This window comes from Hymenobacter sp. 5317J-9 (genome assembly GCF_022921075.1).
In the GTDB taxonomy this organism is placed as follows: Bacteria; Bacteroidota; Bacteroidia; order Cytophagales; family Hymenobacteraceae; genus Hymenobacter.
In genome coordinates, this window is the sequence record NZ_CP095050.1 from 3,074,857 (window position 1) to 3,093,468 (window position 18,612).

The window sequence follows — 18,612 nt, forward strand, 5'->3', positions numbered from 1 at the left end:
GCCCGCTTCATGTTTCTATCAGGCCCCGCTGCTTCAGCGGGGCCTTTTTTTATGCGCGCCGGGCAATGGCGCCGACGCTACGGACAGCAAAGTTTTTGCGCAAAAACACCACTGTGTCAGCCACAACATCAGCCGGCTGGCGCGTTGCCTTGTGACAGGCAAATAACGCCCCACCACGCACTCAGTCCAGCAAACTACCTCCTGCCCTACCCGGCTGGCCTTGGGTTTGTGGTCGGCAAATGAAATTTATATTACTAAAATTTGATACAAGCATCTTTTTTTCACTTACCAGTCCTAACTTTACTAAGTTAGAATCAATTTAACGCATTAGTGTTTGCCGCGATGCAGGCACTTTACAACAGCTGTTTTTCAGGTGACCCTAGTGGGTGAAGAGGCGCGGCAGCGCCGGGGCCTTGTTGCGCCGCGAGGGCCACACACCACCATCAAAGCACCTATTTTAGAGCAGCATACCCCATTCATGAAAGGCACTTTTATCCTTGCGGCTATGGGGGTGGTGCTCCGGGCGGGCACTGCGCAAGCGCAAACGGCGCTGCCCGATACGCTGGAATACGCCCGCACCAAGGCAAATGAGAAGGACTTTGGCGAGGCCGACCGCGTGCTGACGCGCTACAACGCCCGGGCGAACCACCTCGACGGCTTGCGGCTGCAGGCGCAGGTGCTTTACTGGGCGCACGACTTTAACCGCGCCGCGGCGGTGCACGAGCAGGCCCTGGCCGCCTTCCCCAACGTGCCCGCGCTACGCCTCGACTACGCCCGCCAATTGGTGGAGCAAAATCAGCTGGACAAAGCCAAAGACCAGCTGAGAATTTATGAATCCCAGGAGGACAGCGCCCGGGCCGAGTCGGGCCTGCTGCTGGCCCTCATCAGCTACAAGCAGCTGCGCGTGGACGCGGCCCGGCAAACCCTGGCCGAGGTGCTGCGCCGCTACCCCGCCAACGCGGCGGCCACCGCCCTGCTGCAGGACATCGACAATACCTTGCGGCCCTATTTTCGGGTGGGCAGCCGCTACCTCCGCGACGACCAGCCCCTGCGCGCCCTGACTTATGAGGCCGAAGCTACCTGGTTTCGCTCGGGGCTGGTGGCGCCCATCATCCTTTTGCAGGCCAATAACTTTTCGCTGCCCGAAGGCCACACGTCTTCTTATTGGCTGCAGGTGGGCAATAAGTTTACCTTTCTGCCCCTGGGGCTGACGCTGAATGCAACGGGTGGCCTGTTTCAGTATTCGCCGAACAGCACCGGCGTGCGCGCCACCGGCAATCTGCTGCTGAGCAAAACCCTGGGCAGCACACTGACCCTCGACGTGCAGGCTGCCCGCCAGCCCTACCAGGCCGTGCTGACCAGCGCGCGGCAGCCCGTAATGGAGCGCCTCCAGGCCCTGGCCCTGCGCTACGGGAAGGGCGAGAAATGGCTGGGCAAAGCCGGCGTGGAGCAGCGCAGCTATGGCGATGGCAACCCCGCCTACTCGGCCTATGCCTGGCTGCTGGCGCCGGTGCTCACCCGCCCCGCCGTGGTACTCAAAGCGGGCTATGCGTTCAGCTACGCCTCGGCTGAGCGCAGCACCTACACCCCGGTGCGCAGCTTGAGCGACGTGGTGCTGAACGGCGGACCGGTAGCGGGTGCCTACGCGCCCTACTTCACGCCCCGAAACCAGCTGGTGAACGCCGTGCTGCTGTCGGTGAAGCTCTGGCCGCAGAAAAAAGTGAGCGTGGCGGCCCGCGGCAGCTACGGCGTGCAGGGCCGGGCCGACGCCCCTTACCTGTACCTCGATAAGGCGCTGAACAACGAGCTCTACATCGCCACCGGGTTTGCCCGGCAGAGCTACCACCCCGTGGAAGTGCAGGGCGAAGTAGCGCTGAAGGCCTCGCCTTCGCTCACCTTAGCCGCTACCTACGGCTATTCCAGCCTGATTTTTTACAACCGCCACGCCTTCGACCTTCAACTCCGTTACCATCTGCACCGTGAAAAAATCTGATAGTGCGGCCCTGTGGGAATTTCGGGAGGCAGCCACCTCCACGTTTGCGCACAAGGCCACTTTGGCCAGCCTTATGGTGGCGGGCGTGTTCAGCATCGGCCGGCTGGCCGACTGGTGGTTCCGGGAGGAGCACGTGGCCTCGCTGCCGCTGTTTCTGCTCCTCACCTTCATTTTCTGGTGGGGCATGGCGCGCATGCTCATCGTGTGGGTGTCATACCTGCGCATCAGCAAGCCGCGCTGGCAAGCGCCGCAAAATGGGCTGAGGGTGGCCATTTTCACTACCAGCTCGCCGGGCGAGCCGCTCAGCATGTTTGAAAAAACGCTGGAGGCCTGCGCCCGCATCAGCTACCCGCACACCACCTACCTGCTCGACGACACCCAAGACCTGCGCTTCCGCGAAGCGGCCGAGCGGCATGGCGCCGTATGGCTGGAGCTGGTGGGCCTGCCCGGGGCCAAAGCCGGGAAAATAAACGCGGCCCTGCAGCGCACCACCGAAGACTTCGTGCTGGTGCTCGACCCCGACCACATCCCCTTTCCCAACTTTCTGGACGAGGTGCTGGGCTACTTCCGCGACCCGCAGGTGGGCTACGTGCAGGTGGCGCAGGCCTACTACAACCAGTACCGCTCCTTCACGGCCCGCGCGGCGGCCGAGCAGACTTACGGCTTCTACGGCCCCACCCAGATGGGCATGCACGGCCTCAACTGCGCCGTGGCCATCGGGGCCAACTGCACCTTCCGCCGCGCGGCCCTGGAAAGCATCGGCGGGCACGGCATCGGGTTGGCCGAGGACCTCATCACGGCCATTCGCATTCACGCGGCGCAGTGGAAATCCATTTACTCGCCCATCGTGGTGAGCCGCGGGCTGGTGCCCGAGGACCTGGGCTCATTCTGCAAGCAGCAGCTGAAATGGGCGCGGGGCGTGCAGGAAGTGCTGTTTGCCGAAGTGCCGCGCCTGTGGCCCAAGCTTTCGTTCTGGCAACGCGTGTCCTACCTCACGGTGGGCACTTATTACCTTTCGGGCCTCACCACGGCGCTGTTTCTGCTCATTCCCTACCTGTATTTCTGGTTTGGCTGGCTGCCCGCCAACATGGACTTCTTTGGGTTTCTGGACCATTGGGTGCCCGTCGGGCTCGTTAGCCTGAGCATTTACGTGTTTGTGCAGCGCTGGCTATGCCACCCCGAAGTAGAACGCGGCTTGCACTGGCGCGGCACCTTCCTGAAGTTTGCCTGCTGGCCGGTGTTTTTCATGGGATTTGTGCTGTCCATCTGGGACGGCGAAATTCCGTACATCCCCACCGCCAAACGGGCCGTGAAGCAGTTCACGCCCTTTGTGCGGCCCCTGCTGGTGCACCAGGTGCTGTTTGTGGTCACGGTGGCTTGCGTGGTGGTGCGCCGCTTCTACTACACACCCGAAGCCCGGCTTGAACTCACCAGCGCCAACACCTGGGGCATGGTGCTCTTTGCGGCCCTGGCTTTTTTCATGACGCTGGGCGGCCTGTTTGCGGCTTACCAGTCGCTCAAAACCAAAGCCGAAGACCCGTGGGCGTCCGTCGACCTCTCCCGCATCACGGGTTGGCTGCAACCGGCCGGCAAGCGCAAATCCGCGGCCTGAAACGGCACGCCCCTTATTCCTTCGCCATTCAATCTCAATGAAAACCATAGCCTATCGTGCGTCGGCCACCTTGCTGGTCATTTTGCTAGGCCTGGGCGTGTTCAGCCTGCTGGTCTTTGCGGGCAGCAAAAGCCGCGGCCCGCTCGAGGACCTGGCCTCTGGCGTCGCCTCCAAAGTTGCGTATCTAGAGAAAAGCATGGCCGGCGGCGACTCGCGCACCGGCCGCGCCGCCTCCCTGCAGTGGTTTGACCGCTACCGCACCCAAACCAAGCTGCTGAACGCCCCCGACACCCTGCTCACCGGCGTGTACGACAACAACACCGAGGAATCGTACGAAAGCGTGACCACGCTCGAAGACTCCCTGGGCATGAAGCTGCCCATCATTCACTTCTACACGGCCTGGGGCAGCCGCAAAGACCAGGGCTTTCCGCAGCTGCGGGCCCAAACCATTTCCGACTTAGGCTCGGTGCCGATGATAACCTGGGAGCCCTGGCTCAACGACTTCGACCCCGCCGTGTACCCCGTGGTGGGCAAGCCTTCGCAGGTAAATGAAAACGGCCTGAAAGCCATTGCCGCCGGCAAATACGACGCCTACATTGATAAGTGGGCCCGCGACGCGAAGGCCTTTGGCAAGCCCTTTTTCCTGCGCTTCGGGCACGAGATGAACGACCCCTACCGCTACCCCTGGGGCCCGCAGAACAACAAGCCCGCCGATTTCATCGCGGCCTGGCGGCACGTGGTGACGCGCTTTCGGCTGCAGGGCGCCACCAACGCCTCCTGGGTATGGTCGCCGCACCCGGCCTACACTACCTACCGCGAGTTTTACCCCGGCGCGGCCTACGTGAACTGGGTGGGCATCACCACGCTCAACTATGGCACGGTGGCCCCCTGGAGCAAGTGGTACACGTTTGACGAGATATTTGGCAAAGCCTACGCCGAGTTTTCGCTTTACGGCAAGCCGCTGATGATTAGTGAAATCGGCTCACTGGGCGTGGGCGGCAACAAGGCGCAGTGGTTTAAAGATGCCCTGGCCAGCATGCCCTTTAAATACCCGGCCGTGAAGGCGGTGGTGCTGTTTAACAACTCCAACGACGTCTCGACCACCTACAAAGCCCTGGACTGGTCCATCACCTTCGACAAGCCCGTGCTCACGGCCATCCGGGAAGCCGTAGGGGGCTGGCACCCCGCTACGGGAAGCCCTGCCTTGTAAAAGGCAGGCGCACAGCATTGTGCTTCCAGCAAGCTCAGCAGGAGCCACTTCTCATGCGAGGAGTGGCTCTTTGCTTTCGCACCCATTATTTACCCCTAAAAAAGCCGTGTTAGTGGCGCGCTACGGTCCGCGCCGCCAAGTGCCGGCTGGCCGGCGGCCCAAAAGGTGCGCGTGGAGGCCGGAATTGTGCGGTGCCGAACGGAACCGGGCGGCTTATCTTTGCGTCTCGAACATTTACCTCCTGATTTCACCTCCACTCCCACCACTCCGCACATGATTATCGGCGTTCCCAAGGAAATCAAAAACAACGAAAACCGCGTGGGCCTCACGCCCGCTGGCGTGGCTGAATTGCGCAAGCACGGCCACACCCTGCTGGTGCAAAGCACGGCCGGCGAAGGCAGCGGCTTTGCCGACGAAGAGTACCAGACGGCCGGCGCCACCCTGCTCCCCACCATCGCCGATGTGTACGAGCAGGCCGAGATGATTATCAAAGTGAAGGAGCCCATTGCCGAGGAGTACCCCCTCATCAAGGAGAACCAGCTGCTCTTCACCTACTTCCACTTCGCCAGCGGCGAGGAGCTGACCCACGCTATGATTGAGCGCAAGGCCGTGTGCCTGGCCTATGAAACCGTGGAGCTCAGCAACCGCGCCCTGCCCCTGCTCATTCCGATGAGCGAAGTGGCCGGCCGCATGGCCCCGCAGGAAGGCGCCAAGTACCTCGAGAAGCCCCTCAAAGGCCGCGGCATCTTGCTGGGCGGCGTGCCCGGCGTGAAGCCCGCCAACGTGCTGGTGCTGGGCGGCGGCGTGGTGGGCACGCAGGCGGCGAAAGTAGCCGCCGGCCTCGGTGCCCAGGTCACCATCATGGACATCAGCCTGAACCGCCTGCGCGAGCTCGACGACTTCATGCCCAAAAACGTGGTGACGCAGTATTCGAACGAGTACAACATCCGCGAAGCCATCAAGACGTCGGACCTGATTGTGGGCGCCGTGCTCATTCCCGGCGCCAAGGCCCCGCACCTCATCACCCGCGACATGCTGAAGAGCATGCGTCCCGGTACGGTGGTGGTCGACGTGGCCGTGGACCAGGGCGGCTGCATCGAAACCTGCCACCCCACCACCCACGAAAACCCGACCTTCATCATCGACGACGTGGTGCACTACTGCGTGGCCAACATGCCCGGCGCGGTGCCCTACACCAGCACCCTGGCCCTGACCAACGCCACCCTGCCCTACGCCGTGAAGCTGGCCAACCAGGGCTGGCAGGAAGCCTGCCGCCGCGACGAGGCCCTGCGCCTCGGCCTGAACGTGGTGCACGGCGAAGTGGTGTACAAAGGCGTGGCCGAAGCCTGGGGCCTGCCCCTGGTGAGCGTAGATTCCGTGCTGGAAGCCGCCACGGTTTAAAATATGTTGGGTGCCGGCACGTCTGGCACATGCATACCGAAGCCTCCCGCAACCGCGGGAGGCTTTTTGTTGCCTTTGCGTGGGCGCCTGCACGGCGGCCTTGCTTAGCCGGGTCTTTCACTCTGAACGGTCGTTATACGTTGTTTCCCTCTCCTGCCATCCGCCTGCTGCTGCGCCGCTTTGCCCTGCTCATGGGCGTGTACACGCTGCTGCGGCTGGGCTTTTACGCGCTGAACTACACCACGTTTCAGAGCATCAGCGGCGCCGACGTGGCACGGGCCTTCGTGCACGGGCTGCGGTTCGACGCTTCGGCGCTGCTGTGGCTGAACCTGCTGCTGGTGCTGCCCTCGCTGCTGGTGCCGGTGGGCGCGCGCCGGGGGCAGCAGTGGCTGCGCGCGCTGTTTGTGGGGCTGAACTTCCCGGGCTTCCTGCTCAATATTATTGACTGGCAGTATTTTAAGTTTATTGGGCGGCGGCTGAGCAACGAGTGGAGTACTATAGGCGACGACATTGCGCAGCAGGCCGGCCAGATTGGGCTGCACTACTGGTACCTGGCCATTCCGCTGACGGGGCTGGTGTGGCTGCTGTGGCGGCTGTGCCCCATGCCCACGGCCGCCGAGCTGGTGTATCGGCCCGGCCGCCGGGCCTGGCTGCCCCGCGTGCTGGAGGCCGTGGTAATTATCGGGCTGGTGGTGCTGGGGCTGCGCGGGGGCTGGCAATTGAAACCCCTGCGCACCGGCACGGCCTTCGAGCTGCAGCCGGCCGTGCTGGGCCATCTGGCGCTCAACAGCACGTTTACGGTGCTGAAAACGCTGGACGTGGCCCCGGTGGAACGAGTCACTTACTTTGCTTCGACGGATGCCCTGCGCCCGGCGCTGGGCGCGGCCACGCTGCCGGTACGCCCGGCCCCCACCACGCCCGACAACGTGGTGATTCTGCTGGTGGAAAGCTTTGGGTCGGAATATACTGGCGTTGAAAACGGGGGCCGCGGTGGCTACACGCCGTTTTTTGATTCGCTGGCCACGGCGCCCGGCGCGCTGCTCATGCGCGATAACTACGCCAACGGCCGGCGGTCTATCGAGGCCTTGCCGGCCGTGCTCTCGGGCCTGCCCTCGCTGATGGACGAGCCCTTCATTACCTCCAGCTTTCAGACGGCGGAGATGCACGGGCTGGGCGAAATCCTGGGTCGGCACGGCTACACCACGGCCATGTACCACGCCGGTACCAACGGCACCATGGGCTTTGATATGTTTGCCGGCATTGCGGGCATGCAGCATTACTACGGGCTGAATGAATACCCCGGCGGGGCCAAAAGTCCTGACTTCGACGGCCACTGGGGCATTTTCGATGAGCCCTACCTGCAGTACTTCAATCGGCAGCTGTCGGCCACGAAGCAGCCGTTTTTTGCCACGCTCTTCACCCTCAGCGCCCACGACCCCTTCACAGTGCCAGCCAAGTACAAGGGCAAATTTCCGACTGGCACCCAGCCCATTCACCCCACAATTGCCTACACCGATGTGGCGCTGCGCAACTTCTTCCGGGCGGCCCGGCGGCAGCCGTGGTTTGCGCACACGCTGTTTGTGCTCACGGCCGACCACACTTCCCAAACCGACCAGCCCAGCTACCAAAACCCGCTGGGCTACCACAAAACGCCGCTGCTGCTGCTGCGCCCCGGCCAGCCCCTGCCACCAGCCAACCCGCACCGCATCAGCCAGCAGGCCGACGTGCCAGCTTCGGTGCTCGACGTGCTGGGGCTGCCGCAGGAACAGAAGTCGCTGCTGCCGTTTGGCTCCTCGGTGTTCGACGCAGCCAGCCCCGGCCGGGCGCTATTCCGCGACGGCGACTCCTACTACCTCGTTCACTCCGATTTTGTGACCGAACTCACAAACACCAATACGGTGCGTCTCTACCCCTACCAAACCCATTACATGCCCGCGCAACCCGTAGCAAATCCGGACCCGGCGCTGGTGAAAAAATACGGCAACGAGCTGCGCGCCTGTGTACAATTCTATGTAAATGGGCTCGTGGACAACCGGCTGTATAAGTGAACCCCTCTTAACGTTTACTGAAGCTAGTGTAACCCCACCCAGTATTTTTTCACTTGTCCCTTACCGTTAAACTCAATCCGCATGGAAGTAGGGTCAATTACATCCCACCCGACCCAGTAGCGCATCAGCGTGTCCGGCTGCGCGTGTTGGGCATACCAGTCGTTGAAGCGCTTGAGTTTGTCGTTGCTCAGGCGCGCTGGCATCAAAGAATCGGGTAACCCCACGTCTGCGGGCACGCACCACTCGATGCCATCTCGTTCGGCAGGGCCCAGGACGGCCAGCACTTGCACCCGGGTCATGCCCACGCGCAGATGGTGGGCCATCACATCAGCCACCATGCTTTCGCGGGGGTTGCCCTGCAGGCCTTCATCCCCGTGGTTCCGGCCGAGCTGCTGGCCGGTGGCGAGCCAGCGTTCTTGGTCGAAGCCGTAATTGTATTCATAACTGCGTTGGCCCACGAGCACGAGCAGTCCCAAAATCAACATAGAAAAGACGGTGCCGCCCAGTAGGAGAAATAATTTGAAGCATCCAAGCGGAGGACTTTCCATATCGTGCAATTTAACGCTCCATTCGGTGAACAGGCATCTCTAAACACTCAGCAATCCTATTGTAACATGCGACAAGCTTAAAATTCCTCAATCTATCATATTTCATCAAACTACCTGAGCTCAGGATTCTCATAGATTACCCCCGCACCGCCTCCGCAAACGCCGGAATCTCTTCCAGCCGCACATTCGTCCGCGCCGCAAAATCGACGCGCCAGCAGTAGTGCACCAGCCCGTTGGTGAGCAGCAGCAGCGGCGCGCCGATGGTCTGGTTGTAAGTAGTGGCTTGCCGGGCCACGGCCTGCGTGATAGGCACCGATGGCGCCTTGCATTCCACCAGCAGCAGGGGCTGGCCTTCCGGGTTGAGGGCCAGCAGGTCGGTGCGCTTTTGGCGCTGGTTGTAGCGCAGGCCGCGCTCCAGGGCCAGCAGGCCGCGCGGGTAGCCGAGGTGGTCGGTGAGGTAATGCACCACGTGCTGGCGCACCCACTCCTCCGGCGTAAGTACGACGTGCTTGCGCCGCAGCCCGTCCCAGATGAGTGGCTGATTTGTGGCCGATTGTGTAAGTTTGGCCTCGAAAGGCGGCAGGTCCAGGGCTTGCATCACCTCCAAAGGTACCTTTTTCAATGGGTGAATGAGTGAATGGGTGAATGGGTGAATGGCTTAACGGCCAGGCCCCGTCAGCTATTCACCCATTCACCCATTCACTCATTCACCCATTGGCCCCATGAAGACCAAAGAAGAAATTGTCAATAACTGGCTGCCGCGCTACACCGGCGTGCCGCTGAACGAGTTTGGGCAGTACATCCTGCTCACCAACTTCAGCAACTACGTGTACATGTTTGCCGAGCAGTTTGGCACCGAAGTGCGCGGCCTCGACAAGCCCATGCAAACGGCCACGGCCCACGGCATCACCATCATCAATTTCGGCATGGGCTCGCCCATGGCCGCCACGGTGATGGATTTGCTCTCGGCCATCAAGCCCAAGGCGGCCCTGTTTCTGGGCAAGTGCGGCGGCCTGAAAAAGACCAAGCTCGGCGACCTGGTGCTGCCCATCGCGGCCATCCGCGGCGACGGTACTTCCGACGACTACCTGCCCAAGGAAATCCCGGCCCTGCCCTCCTTCCGGTTGCAGCGCGCCGTGAGCAGCATGATTAAAAAGCACGAGCTCGACTACTATACCGGCACCGTGTACACCACCAACCGCCGCGTGTGGGAGCACGACCAGGAGTTCAAGGAATACCTGCGCCGGGTGCGTGCCCTGGCCGTGGACATGGAAACGGCCACCATTTTCGTGTGCGGCTTCATGAACGACATTCCCCACGGCGCCCTGCTGCTGGTGAGCGACAACCCGATGACGCCCGAAGGCGTGAAGACCTCGGAATCGGACTCGAAAGTGACCGCCAACTACGTGCAGCAGCACCTGCAAATCGGCATCGAGTCGCTGCAGGAGCTGCAGTTCTCGGGCGAGTCGGTGAAGCACATGCGCTTCGAGTAGGCGACTCCCGCCACCGAAAGCACGTCATGCAGAGCGCAGCGAAGCATCTTGCCCGCAATAAGTAACTCATTCGATTGGATTACTATTGCGGGCAAGATGCTTCGCTGTACTCTGCATGACGTGCTTTTTATTTCTCTCTTAAACCTCTTTCCTAACCTTTCTCGCATGGCCCACTTCTCCCCCTCGCTACTTCCTAAGCTCGCCGCGTCCCTGCTGGCCCTGACGCTGCTCAGCAGCTGCGGCGCCAGGCGCGAAACGGTGGACCTGCTGGTGACCAACGCCACCGTCTACACCGTCGACTCCACCTTTTCCAAGGCCGAAGCCTTCGCGGTGAAAGATGGCAAGTTTGTGGCCGTGGGCCCGGCTGCTGAGTTAAAAGCCAAGTACCAGGCGGCGCAGGAAGTGGACGCCAAAGGTCGGTTTATCTATCCGGGCTTCTACGACGCGCACTGCCACTTCTACCGCTACTCGCTGGGCCTGAGCTACGCTGATTTGGTGGGCACCACCTCCTGGGAAGATGTGCTGCAGCGGCTGCAGCAGCACCGCCAGCAGCACCCGCAAGCTGCCTGGCTGCTGGGCCGCGGCTGGGACCAGAACGACTGGGCCGACAAGCAGTTTCCGACCAAAGACAAGCTCGACCAGCTGTTTCCCGACGTGCCGGTGGCGCTCATCCGGGTCGACGGGCACGCGGCGCTGGTCAACCAAAAAGCTCTGGACCTGGCCGGCGTTACGGCCCGCACGCCCATCAGCGGCGGTACCATCACGCGCGACGCACAAGGCCGCCTCACCGGTCTGCTCGTCGACAACGCCCAGCGCCTGGTAGGCAAGGACATTGCCGAGCCTTCGCCGGCCGAAGCTGCCCAGCTGCTGCTGCAGGGCCAGCAAAACTGCCTGGCCGTGGGCCTCACCAGCCTCGCCGACGCCGGCCTCGATAAGGCCGATATCGACCAGATGGCGGCTTTGCAACGGAAAGGCGACTTGAAGCTGCGCCTCTACGCCATGCTGGCCCCTACGCCCGAAAACCGTACTTATTACCTCAAAAACGGCCCCATCTTGACCGACCAACTCACCGTCAGCTCGTTCAAAGTGTACGCCGACGGCGCCCTGGGCTCGCGCGGGGCCTGCTTGGTGCAGCCCTACGCCGACCGACCCAAGGAAACCGGCTTCCTGCTCTCCACCGAAAAGGAATACCGGGAGCTGGCCAAAGAGCTGGCCGCGTCGAAGTTTCAGATGAACACCCACGCCATTGGCGACTCGGCCAACCGCATCATCCTCAACATCTACGGCGAGGCGCTGAAGGGCCAGAAGGACCGCCGCTGGCGCATCGAGCACGCCCAGGTCATCACCCCGGCCGACATGCCCAAGTTCGGGCAGTTTGGCATCGTGCCCTCGGTGCAGCCCACCCACGCCACCTCCGACATGTACTGGGCCGGCGAACGCCTGGGCGCCGAGCGCGTGAAAACCGCCTACGCCTACAAAGAATTGCTGAAACAGTACGGCCAGCTGGCCCTGGGCTCCGACTTTCCGGTCGAAGACATCAACCCGCTGTTCGGCTTCCACTCGGCCGTGGCCCGGCAAGACGCCAAGAACTATCCCAAAGGAGGTTTTCAGATGGAAAACGCCATTTCGCGGCAGGACGCCATGCGTGGCATGACCACCTGGGCCGCCCACGCCGCTTTCGAAGAAAAGCGCAAAGGCCAGATTCGGCCCGGCATGCTGGCCGATTTCGTGGTGCTCAACACCGACCTGCTGACCGAGCCAAACGAGCAGCTGCGCGGCGCCCAAGTGCTGCAGACCTGGATTGGCGGCGCAAAGGTGTTTGAGCGGAAATAGAGCCGACGCCTGTCATTGCGAGGCCGCAGGCCGTGGCAATCCGTCCTACCAACGCGACCAGCCCTAAGGAGTGTCAAAGCCATTTAAAAAGCCCCGGTACCGCAGTGGTGCCGGGGCTTTTTCACAGTAACAGGTTGTCTGGTTTTGACAGGACGGATTGCTTCGGCTGCGCCTCGCAATGGCAGTCTCAAACGTTACTTATCGTCGGCGCTGGGGCCGTAGAGGCCGGGCACCGGAATATCAAGCAGGCGCATGTACACCGTGAGTTGGCCGCGGTGATGGATGCTGTGGTTAAGGCCCATGATGCGAATGGCGGTGGCTTTCGGGTAGTCGAATACCACGTGCTCGCCGCGGTGTAGCTTGAAGTTTTGCGTCAGCTTTTCGTCGTCACTTTGCTCAAGCTCCCGTTTCAGGGTGGCGCTGTACTCGTCGAAACGGGCCAGCAGTTCTTCGAGGCTGGTGGGCGTGGGACCGGGCTTGGGCGCGTTTGGGTCGAGGAAGTCGCGCGAGTCGTGAGTGACGAACAGGGTGTTAAACGCAAGCAGGTTGACCACGTGAGTGGCCAGCTGCCACAGGCTCATGCTCTTGGGGTGCGGCTTGTAGTCGGCTTGCTCAAAGGGTACCCGTTCGAGGGTTTTGCGGGTTTGGGCCAGCTCATGGTTGAGCTCGGCCAGAATGTTTTTCTGGATGGAAGAGGTGTACATGGGAGGAAGGGTGAAACGGGGGTTCTGGGATGGCGCAAAGTAAGCCCGCCGCGCGCTACCGGGCCATGGGCGCACTCATTTCGGCCGCAGCCGAGGCCGGCGGTGGGCCCGGCAATGAAATGGGGCCCAACGATTCTTCGCGCAACTTCTTGCCACGCAGCGTCAGCAGAAAGCCCAGGCCCAGAATGAAGAACACAATGAGCGAGAGGATGCTGTTCCGCATCGAGCCCGTGATTTGCCCAATCAATCCAAAGGAGAGCGTGCCGATGACGATGCCCAGCTTTTCCACCACGTCGAAAAAGCTGAAATAGGCGGCCGAGTTGGGCGTGTTTTCGGGAATAATCTTGGAGTACGTGCTGCGCGAGAGGCTTTGCACGGCGCCCATGGTGAGGCCAATCACGGCCGCCAGCGCATAAAAGCTCCAGCCGGCCTGCACGAAATAGCCCGCAATGCATATCAGCATCCAGATGAACACGGCCCAGCTCAGGGCGCGGGTGTTGCCGATGCGGTCCGAGAGTTTGGCGAAGAGCCAGGCCCCGAGGATGCCCACAATCTGCAGCAGCAGAATGGTCACGATGAGCGAAGTGCTGTCGAGCTTCAGCACCTTGTCGCCGAAGATGGTGGCCACGTACATCACCGTTTGCACGCCCATGTTGTAGGTGAAATAAGCCAGCAGGAAGCGCTTGAGGTTGGGCTGCTGCTTGAGTTGGTCCCAGACCTTGCCCAGCTCGCGAAAGCCGTTGAGCAGCCAGCCGTCTTGGCTCACCGGAGCGTCGGCGGCACGGCCGGCATCGGGCGGCAGGGTGAAAAACGGGATTTGGGCAAACCCCACCCACCACAGGCCGGTGAGCAGAAAACTGAGCCGCGTGGCTTTGCCGGTGCTCATGCCGAACAGCGCCACCCCCTCGGGCCCGCCCGCAATGTGCGGCCCCATGATGATGCCCAGGCAAATAACCAGCAGCAGCACCGAGCCGATATAGCCCATGGAAAAGCCCCGCGCCGACAGCGAATCAAACTTCTCCTCGGAGCTGATGTCGGGCAGGTAGGAATTGTAGAACACGATGCTGCCGCTGAAGCCCACGGTGGCCGCAACGAAAATGAACGTGCTCAGCGTGAGGTTGTCCTCGGTGAAGAAGTACAGCGCCGCGCAGCTCAGGGCCCCGAGGTAGCAGAAGATTTGCAGAAACAGCTTCTTCCGCCCGGAGTAGTCGGCCAGCGACGTCAGAAACGGGCTGACCAGGGCAATGAGCAGGAAGGCGAACGAGATGGCGTAGGTGAGCAGCGACGAACCCGGCACCTGAAATCCCAGAAAATCAACCATGTCGGTGGGGTTGATGGCCTTGGTGATGCTACCCCAGTAAATGGGAAAAATGGAGCTTGTAATCACCAGCGGGTACACCGAGTTGGCCCAGTCGTAGAAGGTCCAGCCGGTGGTGATGCGCTTGTTATCTTTCTCGATGCCGGGAGCGGCAATAGGCGTCGGGGTTGGGGTCATGAGTGCGCGCAGGAAGAGTGAGGGGTTGCGCCGGGGAAGGTAACGGGTTTTGTGCGTTTGCGTTGCGGAAGCCACGGTTGGGCAGTTGCAGCTGATGGATGCCCTCGCGGAATCCTCTGTTGGCGAAAAGAGAGCATCAGCAGGAGACTTTGGGAAAGTAAAGGAAACAAAAAAGCCCATTTCTGAATCAGAAACGGGCTTTTAGCTGAGAGGATGGGATTCGAACCCACGATGACCTTTTGAGCCATACACACTTTCCAGGCGTGCTCCTTCGACCACTCGGACACCTCTCAAGGTTGGCGGTTGATGGGGCAAAGATAGGGCGGCTCCGCTGGCCGGGCAAGTAATGTAGCGTGGACGCTGCGAGTCCGCGCCTATATGCCGCCCACTGCGCGGACTCGCAGCGTCCACGCTACGGCGTGATTTCGCCCCGTAAGTCCTGCATCAGCAGCTGGCGGGTGGGTTCCTCCCCCAGCCCGAGGCCGAGCACGAACATGAGCTTGGTCACGGCCGACTCGGTGGTGATGTCCTCGCCGCCCACAATGCCTAGTTCCGTGAAGCGGGCGCTGGTTTCGTACTTTCCCTGCACCACGCGGCCTTCCTCGCACTGGCTCACGTTCAGCAGCCACACGCCGCGCCGACGGGCGTCGGCCAGGCAGTTCAGAAACCACTCAGCCGTGGGCGCGTTGCCCGAGCCGTAGGTTTCGAGCACGCAGCCCTTCAGGCCCGGAATGCCCAGAATGGCCGACACCACCGCCTCGGTGATACCCGGGAAGAGCCGCAGCACGGCTACGGAGGTTTCGAGGGTTTCGTGCACTTTGAGGCGGGCGCCGGGCAATAGGCGAATGCTTTTGTCGTCGAACTCCAGGCTAATGCCGGCCCGGGCCAGTGGCGGGTAGTTCTCGCTCTTGAAGGCGGCAAACTGCTGGCTCTCGACCTTCTTGGCCCGCGTGCCGCGGATGAGCACGTCGTTGAAAAACACGCACACCTCGGGCACCCGCACGGTGTGGCCGCGCGGGTGGCGCGCCGCCGCTATTTCAAGGGCCGTGATGAGGTTGCGCTGGGCGTCGGAACGATTGGCGCCCACGGGCACCTGCGCGCCGGTAAACACCACCGGCTTGCCCAGGTGCTCCAGAATGTAGCTCAGGGCCGCCGCCGAGTAGGCCATGGTGTCGGTGCCGTGCAGCACCACAAAGCCGTCGAAACCGGCGTAGTGCCGCTCGATGAGCTGGGCCAGGTACAGCCAGTCGTCCGGCGTCACGTTGCTGCTGTCGATGGGCGCGGGCAGGCTCAGCAGCTCCAATCGAAAAGGCAGGCGCGTGAGCTCGGGCATTTTGCGGTCGAGGCGGCCGAACTTCATGGGAACCAGGCCGCCGCTGCGGTTCAGGGCCATGCCCACGGTGCCGCCGGTGTAGATGATGAGCAGGCGCGGGGCATCCGTGGCGGAGGCATCGGCGCGGGTAGGCAGCGGGAGCAGCGGCAGGTCGAGGGTGGGCATGGGTGGGAGTTGGTCGTTCGGCGGCGAAGGTAGCTTGTTGGTTTTTTGCCCGTGGGGCAGCCCGGCAGCGGGTTCAGCCGTATTGCGTGGGTCTTTCTTCCATCCGTTGCTATGACCCCAGCTGCATCCAACCCCGACAAGCCCGTCACCGACGTCATCGTCATCGGCGCGGGCATTATGAGCGCCACCCTCTGCGTGCTGCTCAAAGCCCTCGACCCCAGCCTTACCATTGCCGGCTACGAGCGCCTCGACGCCGTGGCCGCCGAAAGCTCCGACGCCTGGAACAACGCCGGCACCGGCCACTCGGCCTTCTGCGAGCTCAACTACACCCCCGAGCGGCCCGACGGCTCCATCGACATCAGCAAGGCCGATAAGATTGCCGAGCAGTTTGAGCTGAGCAAGCAGTTCTGGTCGTCGCTGGCGCTGGAAAACGTGCTGCCCGACCCCAAATCCTTCATTCGCACCATTCCGCACATGAGCTTTGTGTGGGGCGCCGCCAACGTGGACTACCTGCGCAAGCGCCACGCCGCGCTGCTGCACTCGCCCCTGTTTCAGGGCATGGAATTCAGCGAAGACCCGGCTCAGATTGCCCAATGGATACCGCTGGTGATGGAAGGCCGCGACCCCGGCGTGCCCGTAGCCGCCACCCGCATGCCCATCGGCACCGACGTGAACTTTGGCGCCCTCACCCGCGCCCTGTCAAACTACGTGAAAGGCCTGCCGGGTGTCGATTTCAACCTGGGCCACGAAGTGGAAGATTTCCGCCGCAAAGACGACGGCATCTGGCGCCTGAAGGTGCGCAACCTGGCCACCGACCAAAGCCGCATCGTGCGGGCGCGCTTCGTGTTCATCGGGGCCGGGGGCGGCTCGCTGCCGCTGCTCGAAAAATCGGGGATTCCCGAGGCCAACGGCTTCGGCGGTTTCCCGGTGAGCGGGCAGTGGCTGAAGTGCCGCAACCCCGCCGTAATTGCCCGGCACGAGGCCAAAGTGTACGGCAAGCCGGCCGTGGGCTCGCCGCCCATGTCGATGCCCCACCTCGACTCGCGCCAGATAAACGGGCAGAAAGAGCTGCTGTTCGGGCCCTACGCGGGCTTCAGCACCAAGTTTTTGAAGAAGGGCTCCTACACCGACTTGTTCCGCTCCATCGAGCTGGGCAACATCCGCCCGCTGCTCTACGCCGGCGCCCGCAACCTGGGCCTGACCAAATACCTCATTGGCCAGGTGTTGCAGTCGCCGGAAGACCGCACCGCTGCCCTGCGCGAGTACTACCCCACCGCCAACCCCGCCGACTGGCAGCTGGAAGTGGCCGGCCAGCGCGTGCAGGTCATCAAGAAAGACAAAAAGCAAGGCGGCGTGCTCGAATTCGGCACCGAAATGGTGACTTCGGCCGATGGCTCCATTGCGGCGCTGTTGGGGGCCTCGCCGGGCGCCAGCACCGCCGTGGCCATCATGCTGGAGCTGGTGCAGAAATGCTTTCCCCAGCGGGCGGTTACGCCCGAATGGCAAGCGCGCTTCCGCGAGCTGGTGCCTTCGTTTGGCAAAAAACTGGCCGACGACCCCAGCCTCACGGCGCAGGTGCGGGAGCGCAGCCGCGAGGCGCTGAAGCTGGACGCCTGAAGCGTCTTAAGGAACACAGAACGTCATGCAGAGCGCAGCGAAGCATCTCGCTTGTGGAAGTAACTCATCTGATTGGATTACTACCACAAGCGAGATGCTTCGCTGCGCTCTGCATGAAGGACTAATTTTTTCAACCTGTAAATCAAGCATAAACCACAAGAGCATGTATTTAATTGTGCACAATTAAAAATTAAACAACTAATTTTGTCTTGTTGTCTCGAAAGCCATGAAAAAGCTCCCTGACCTTGCCTTTAACCCGCTGCTCAGACTGGACAACCAGCTGTGCTTTTCGGTGTATGCCCTTTCGCGGCTCATCACCAAGGCCTACCAGCCGCTGCTCGAAAGCCTGGACGTGACCTACCCGCAGTACCTGGTGCTGCTGCTGCTGTGGGAGCACGAAGAGCTGAGGGTGAAGCAGCTGGGCGAAAAACTGCTGCTCGATTCGGGCACGCTCACGCCCCTGCTCAAGCGCATGGAGCAAGGTGGCTGGCTGGCCCGGCGGCGCGACGCCCGCGACGAACGCTCCGTAGTGGTGGCCCTGACGCCCGCCGGACAAGCCCTGCAAGCCAAAGCCCAGCAAATTCCGGTGCAGCTGGCGGAGAAAATGCAGTTGCCGCCCGCCGAAATCGACGCCTTGCGAACGCAACTCCGCCACCTGATGACCCTGCTTTCTTAACACGACAATCACTCGCTTACCCTTTTTTAAAAAACCAATGAGCATCCAACGCCTGTACACCGCCAAAGCCAAAACCACCGGGGGCCGCGACGGCCGCGCCATCTCTTCCGACAATGTCATTGACCTGCCCCTGAGCACGCCCAAGGAAATGGGCGGCCCCGGCAAACCCAACACCACCAACCCCGAGCAGCTGTTTGCCGCCGGCTATTCGGCCTGCTTCGACGGCGCCCTAAACCTGGTGGCTCGCCTGAACAAAACGCCCATCACCGGCAGCACCGTGGAGGCCGACGTGAGCTTCGGCAAAGACGGCGACAACTTCGGCCTGGCCGTGGACCTGATTGTGAACATCCCCAACATGGACCAAAAGCAAGCGGAAGAACTGGTGGCCAAAGCCCACCAGGTGTGCCCCTACTCCCGCGCCACCCGCGGCAACATTGAGGTGACGCTGACCACGATGACCAACGCCTAAGGCATTGGATTACCA

At 62.0% G+C, this 18,612-nt stretch carries 15 protein-coding genes and 1 tRNA gene; 10 read left to right on the plus strand and 6 right to left on the minus strand.

The window, feature by feature from the left end:
* Nucleotides 1-478 precede the first annotated feature (478 nt).
* The 5 genes from MUN81_RS13025 (at nt 479) to MUN81_RS13045 (ending at nt 8,264) form a co-directional block, all read left to right on the plus strand.
* Nucleotides 479-1,993 (plus strand): tetratricopeptide repeat protein, encoded by a 1,515-nt coding sequence (locus MUN81_RS13025; protein WP_245111018.1) that lies wholly within the window; start codon nt 479-481, stop codon nt 1,991-1,993.
* On the plus strand, nt 1,980-3,605 hold the full coding sequence (locus tag MUN81_RS13030; protein ID WP_245111020.1) for a cellulose synthase catalytic subunit: 1,626 nt from the start codon (nt 1,980-1,982) through the stop codon (nt 3,603-3,605). Before MUN81_RS13025 ends, MUN81_RS13030 begins: the two co-directional genes overlap by 14 nt.
* A 37-nt stretch (nt 3,606-3,642) precedes the next feature.
* On the plus strand, nt 3,643-4,815 hold the full coding sequence (locus MUN81_RS13035; RefSeq protein WP_245111022.1) for a glycosyl hydrolase: 1,173 nt from the start codon (nt 3,643-3,645) through the stop codon (nt 4,813-4,815).
* Nucleotides 4,816-5,088: 273 nt separating this feature from the next.
* Nucleotides 5,089-6,216, plus strand: coding sequence for an alanine dehydrogenase (ald, locus tag MUN81_RS13040; RefSeq protein ID WP_245111023.1), 1,128 nt, complete (start codon nt 5,089-5,091; stop codon nt 6,214-6,216).
* Between the two features lie 140 nt (nt 6,217-6,356).
* Nucleotides 6,357-8,264 carry an LTA synthase family protein gene (locus MUN81_RS13045; protein WP_245111025.1) on the plus strand — a complete coding sequence of 636 codons (1,908 nt, stop codon included), beginning with the start codon at nt 6,357-6,359 and terminating at the stop codon, nt 8,262-8,264.
* A gap of 23 nt (nt 8,265-8,287) precedes the next feature.
* Here MUN81_RS13045 and MUN81_RS13050 read toward each other — a convergent pair whose 3' ends face one another.
* Both MUN81_RS13050 and MUN81_RS13055 read right to left on the minus strand, forming a co-directional pair.
* Nucleotides 8,288-8,812, minus strand: a complete 525-nt coding sequence (locus MUN81_RS13050; RefSeq protein WP_245111026.1) for a hypothetical protein — start codon at nt 8,810-8,812, stop codon at nt 8,288-8,290.
* A 136-nt stretch (nt 8,813-8,948) separates the two neighbouring features.
* Complete coding sequence (locus MUN81_RS13055; protein ID WP_348533136.1) at nt 8,949-9,434, minus strand: type I restriction enzyme HsdR N-terminal domain-containing protein; 486 nt, start codon at nt 9,432-9,434, stop codon at nt 8,949-8,951.
* Between the two features lie 100 nt (nt 9,435-9,534).
* Between MUN81_RS13055 and MUN81_RS13060 the strand changes: the two genes are divergently transcribed.
* Together MUN81_RS13060 and MUN81_RS13065 are read left to right on the plus strand one after the other, a co-directional pair.
* Nucleotides 9,535-10,305, plus strand: a complete 771-nt coding sequence (locus tag MUN81_RS13060; RefSeq protein WP_245111028.1) for an AMP nucleosidase — start codon at nt 9,535-9,537, stop codon at nt 10,303-10,305.
* Nucleotides 10,306-10,470: 165 nt separating this feature from the next.
* Entirely contained in the window at nt 10,471-12,138 is a 1,668-nt protein-coding gene (locus tag MUN81_RS13065) for an amidohydrolase (protein WP_245111029.1), read from the plus strand.
* Between the two features lie 194 nt (nt 12,139-12,332).
* Here MUN81_RS13065 and MUN81_RS13070 read toward each other — a convergent pair whose 3' ends face one another.
* From MUN81_RS13070 to MUN81_RS13085, 4 genes are all read right to left on the minus strand, one after another.
* Nucleotides 12,333-12,842, minus strand: a complete 510-nt coding sequence (locus MUN81_RS13070) for a DinB family protein (RefSeq protein WP_245111031.1) — start codon at nt 12,840-12,842, stop codon at nt 12,333-12,335.
* Nucleotides 12,843-12,897: 55 nt separating this feature from the next.
* Entirely contained in the window at nt 12,898-14,337 is a 1,440-nt protein-coding gene (locus MUN81_RS13075) for an MFS transporter (RefSeq protein WP_245111032.1), read from the minus strand.
* A gap of 205 nt (nt 14,338-14,542) precedes the next feature.
* A tRNA-Ser gene (locus MUN81_RS13080) sits at nt 14,543-14,630 on the minus strand.
* Nucleotides 14,631-14,749: 119 nt separating this feature from the next.
* A complete protein-coding gene (locus tag MUN81_RS13085) occupies nt 14,750-15,835 on the minus strand; it encodes an asparaginase (RefSeq protein ID WP_245111034.1) in 1,086 nt (361 codons plus the stop codon).
* A gap of 81 nt (nt 15,836-15,916) precedes the next feature.
* Between MUN81_RS13085 and MUN81_RS13090 the strand changes: the two genes are divergently transcribed.
* The 3 genes from MUN81_RS13090 to MUN81_RS13100 all read left to right on the plus strand — a co-directional run bounded on the left by MUN81_RS13090 (nt 15,917) and on the right by MUN81_RS13100 (nt 18,597).
* Nucleotides 15,917-17,452 carry a malate:quinone oxidoreductase gene (locus MUN81_RS13090; RefSeq protein WP_280638278.1) on the plus strand — a complete coding sequence of 512 codons (1,536 nt, stop codon included), beginning with the start codon at nt 15,917-15,919 and terminating at the stop codon, nt 17,450-17,452.
* Between the two features lie 226 nt (nt 17,453-17,678).
* Nucleotides 17,679-18,128, plus strand: coding sequence for a MarR family transcriptional regulator (locus MUN81_RS13095; protein WP_280638190.1), 450 nt, complete (start codon nt 17,679-17,681; stop codon nt 18,126-18,128).
* Between the two features lie 37 nt (nt 18,129-18,165).
* On the plus strand, nt 18,166-18,597 hold the full coding sequence (locus MUN81_RS13100; RefSeq protein ID WP_245111038.1) for an organic hydroperoxide resistance protein: 432 nt from the start codon (nt 18,166-18,168) through the stop codon (nt 18,595-18,597).
* Nucleotides 18,598-18,612: the final 15 nt, after the last annotated feature.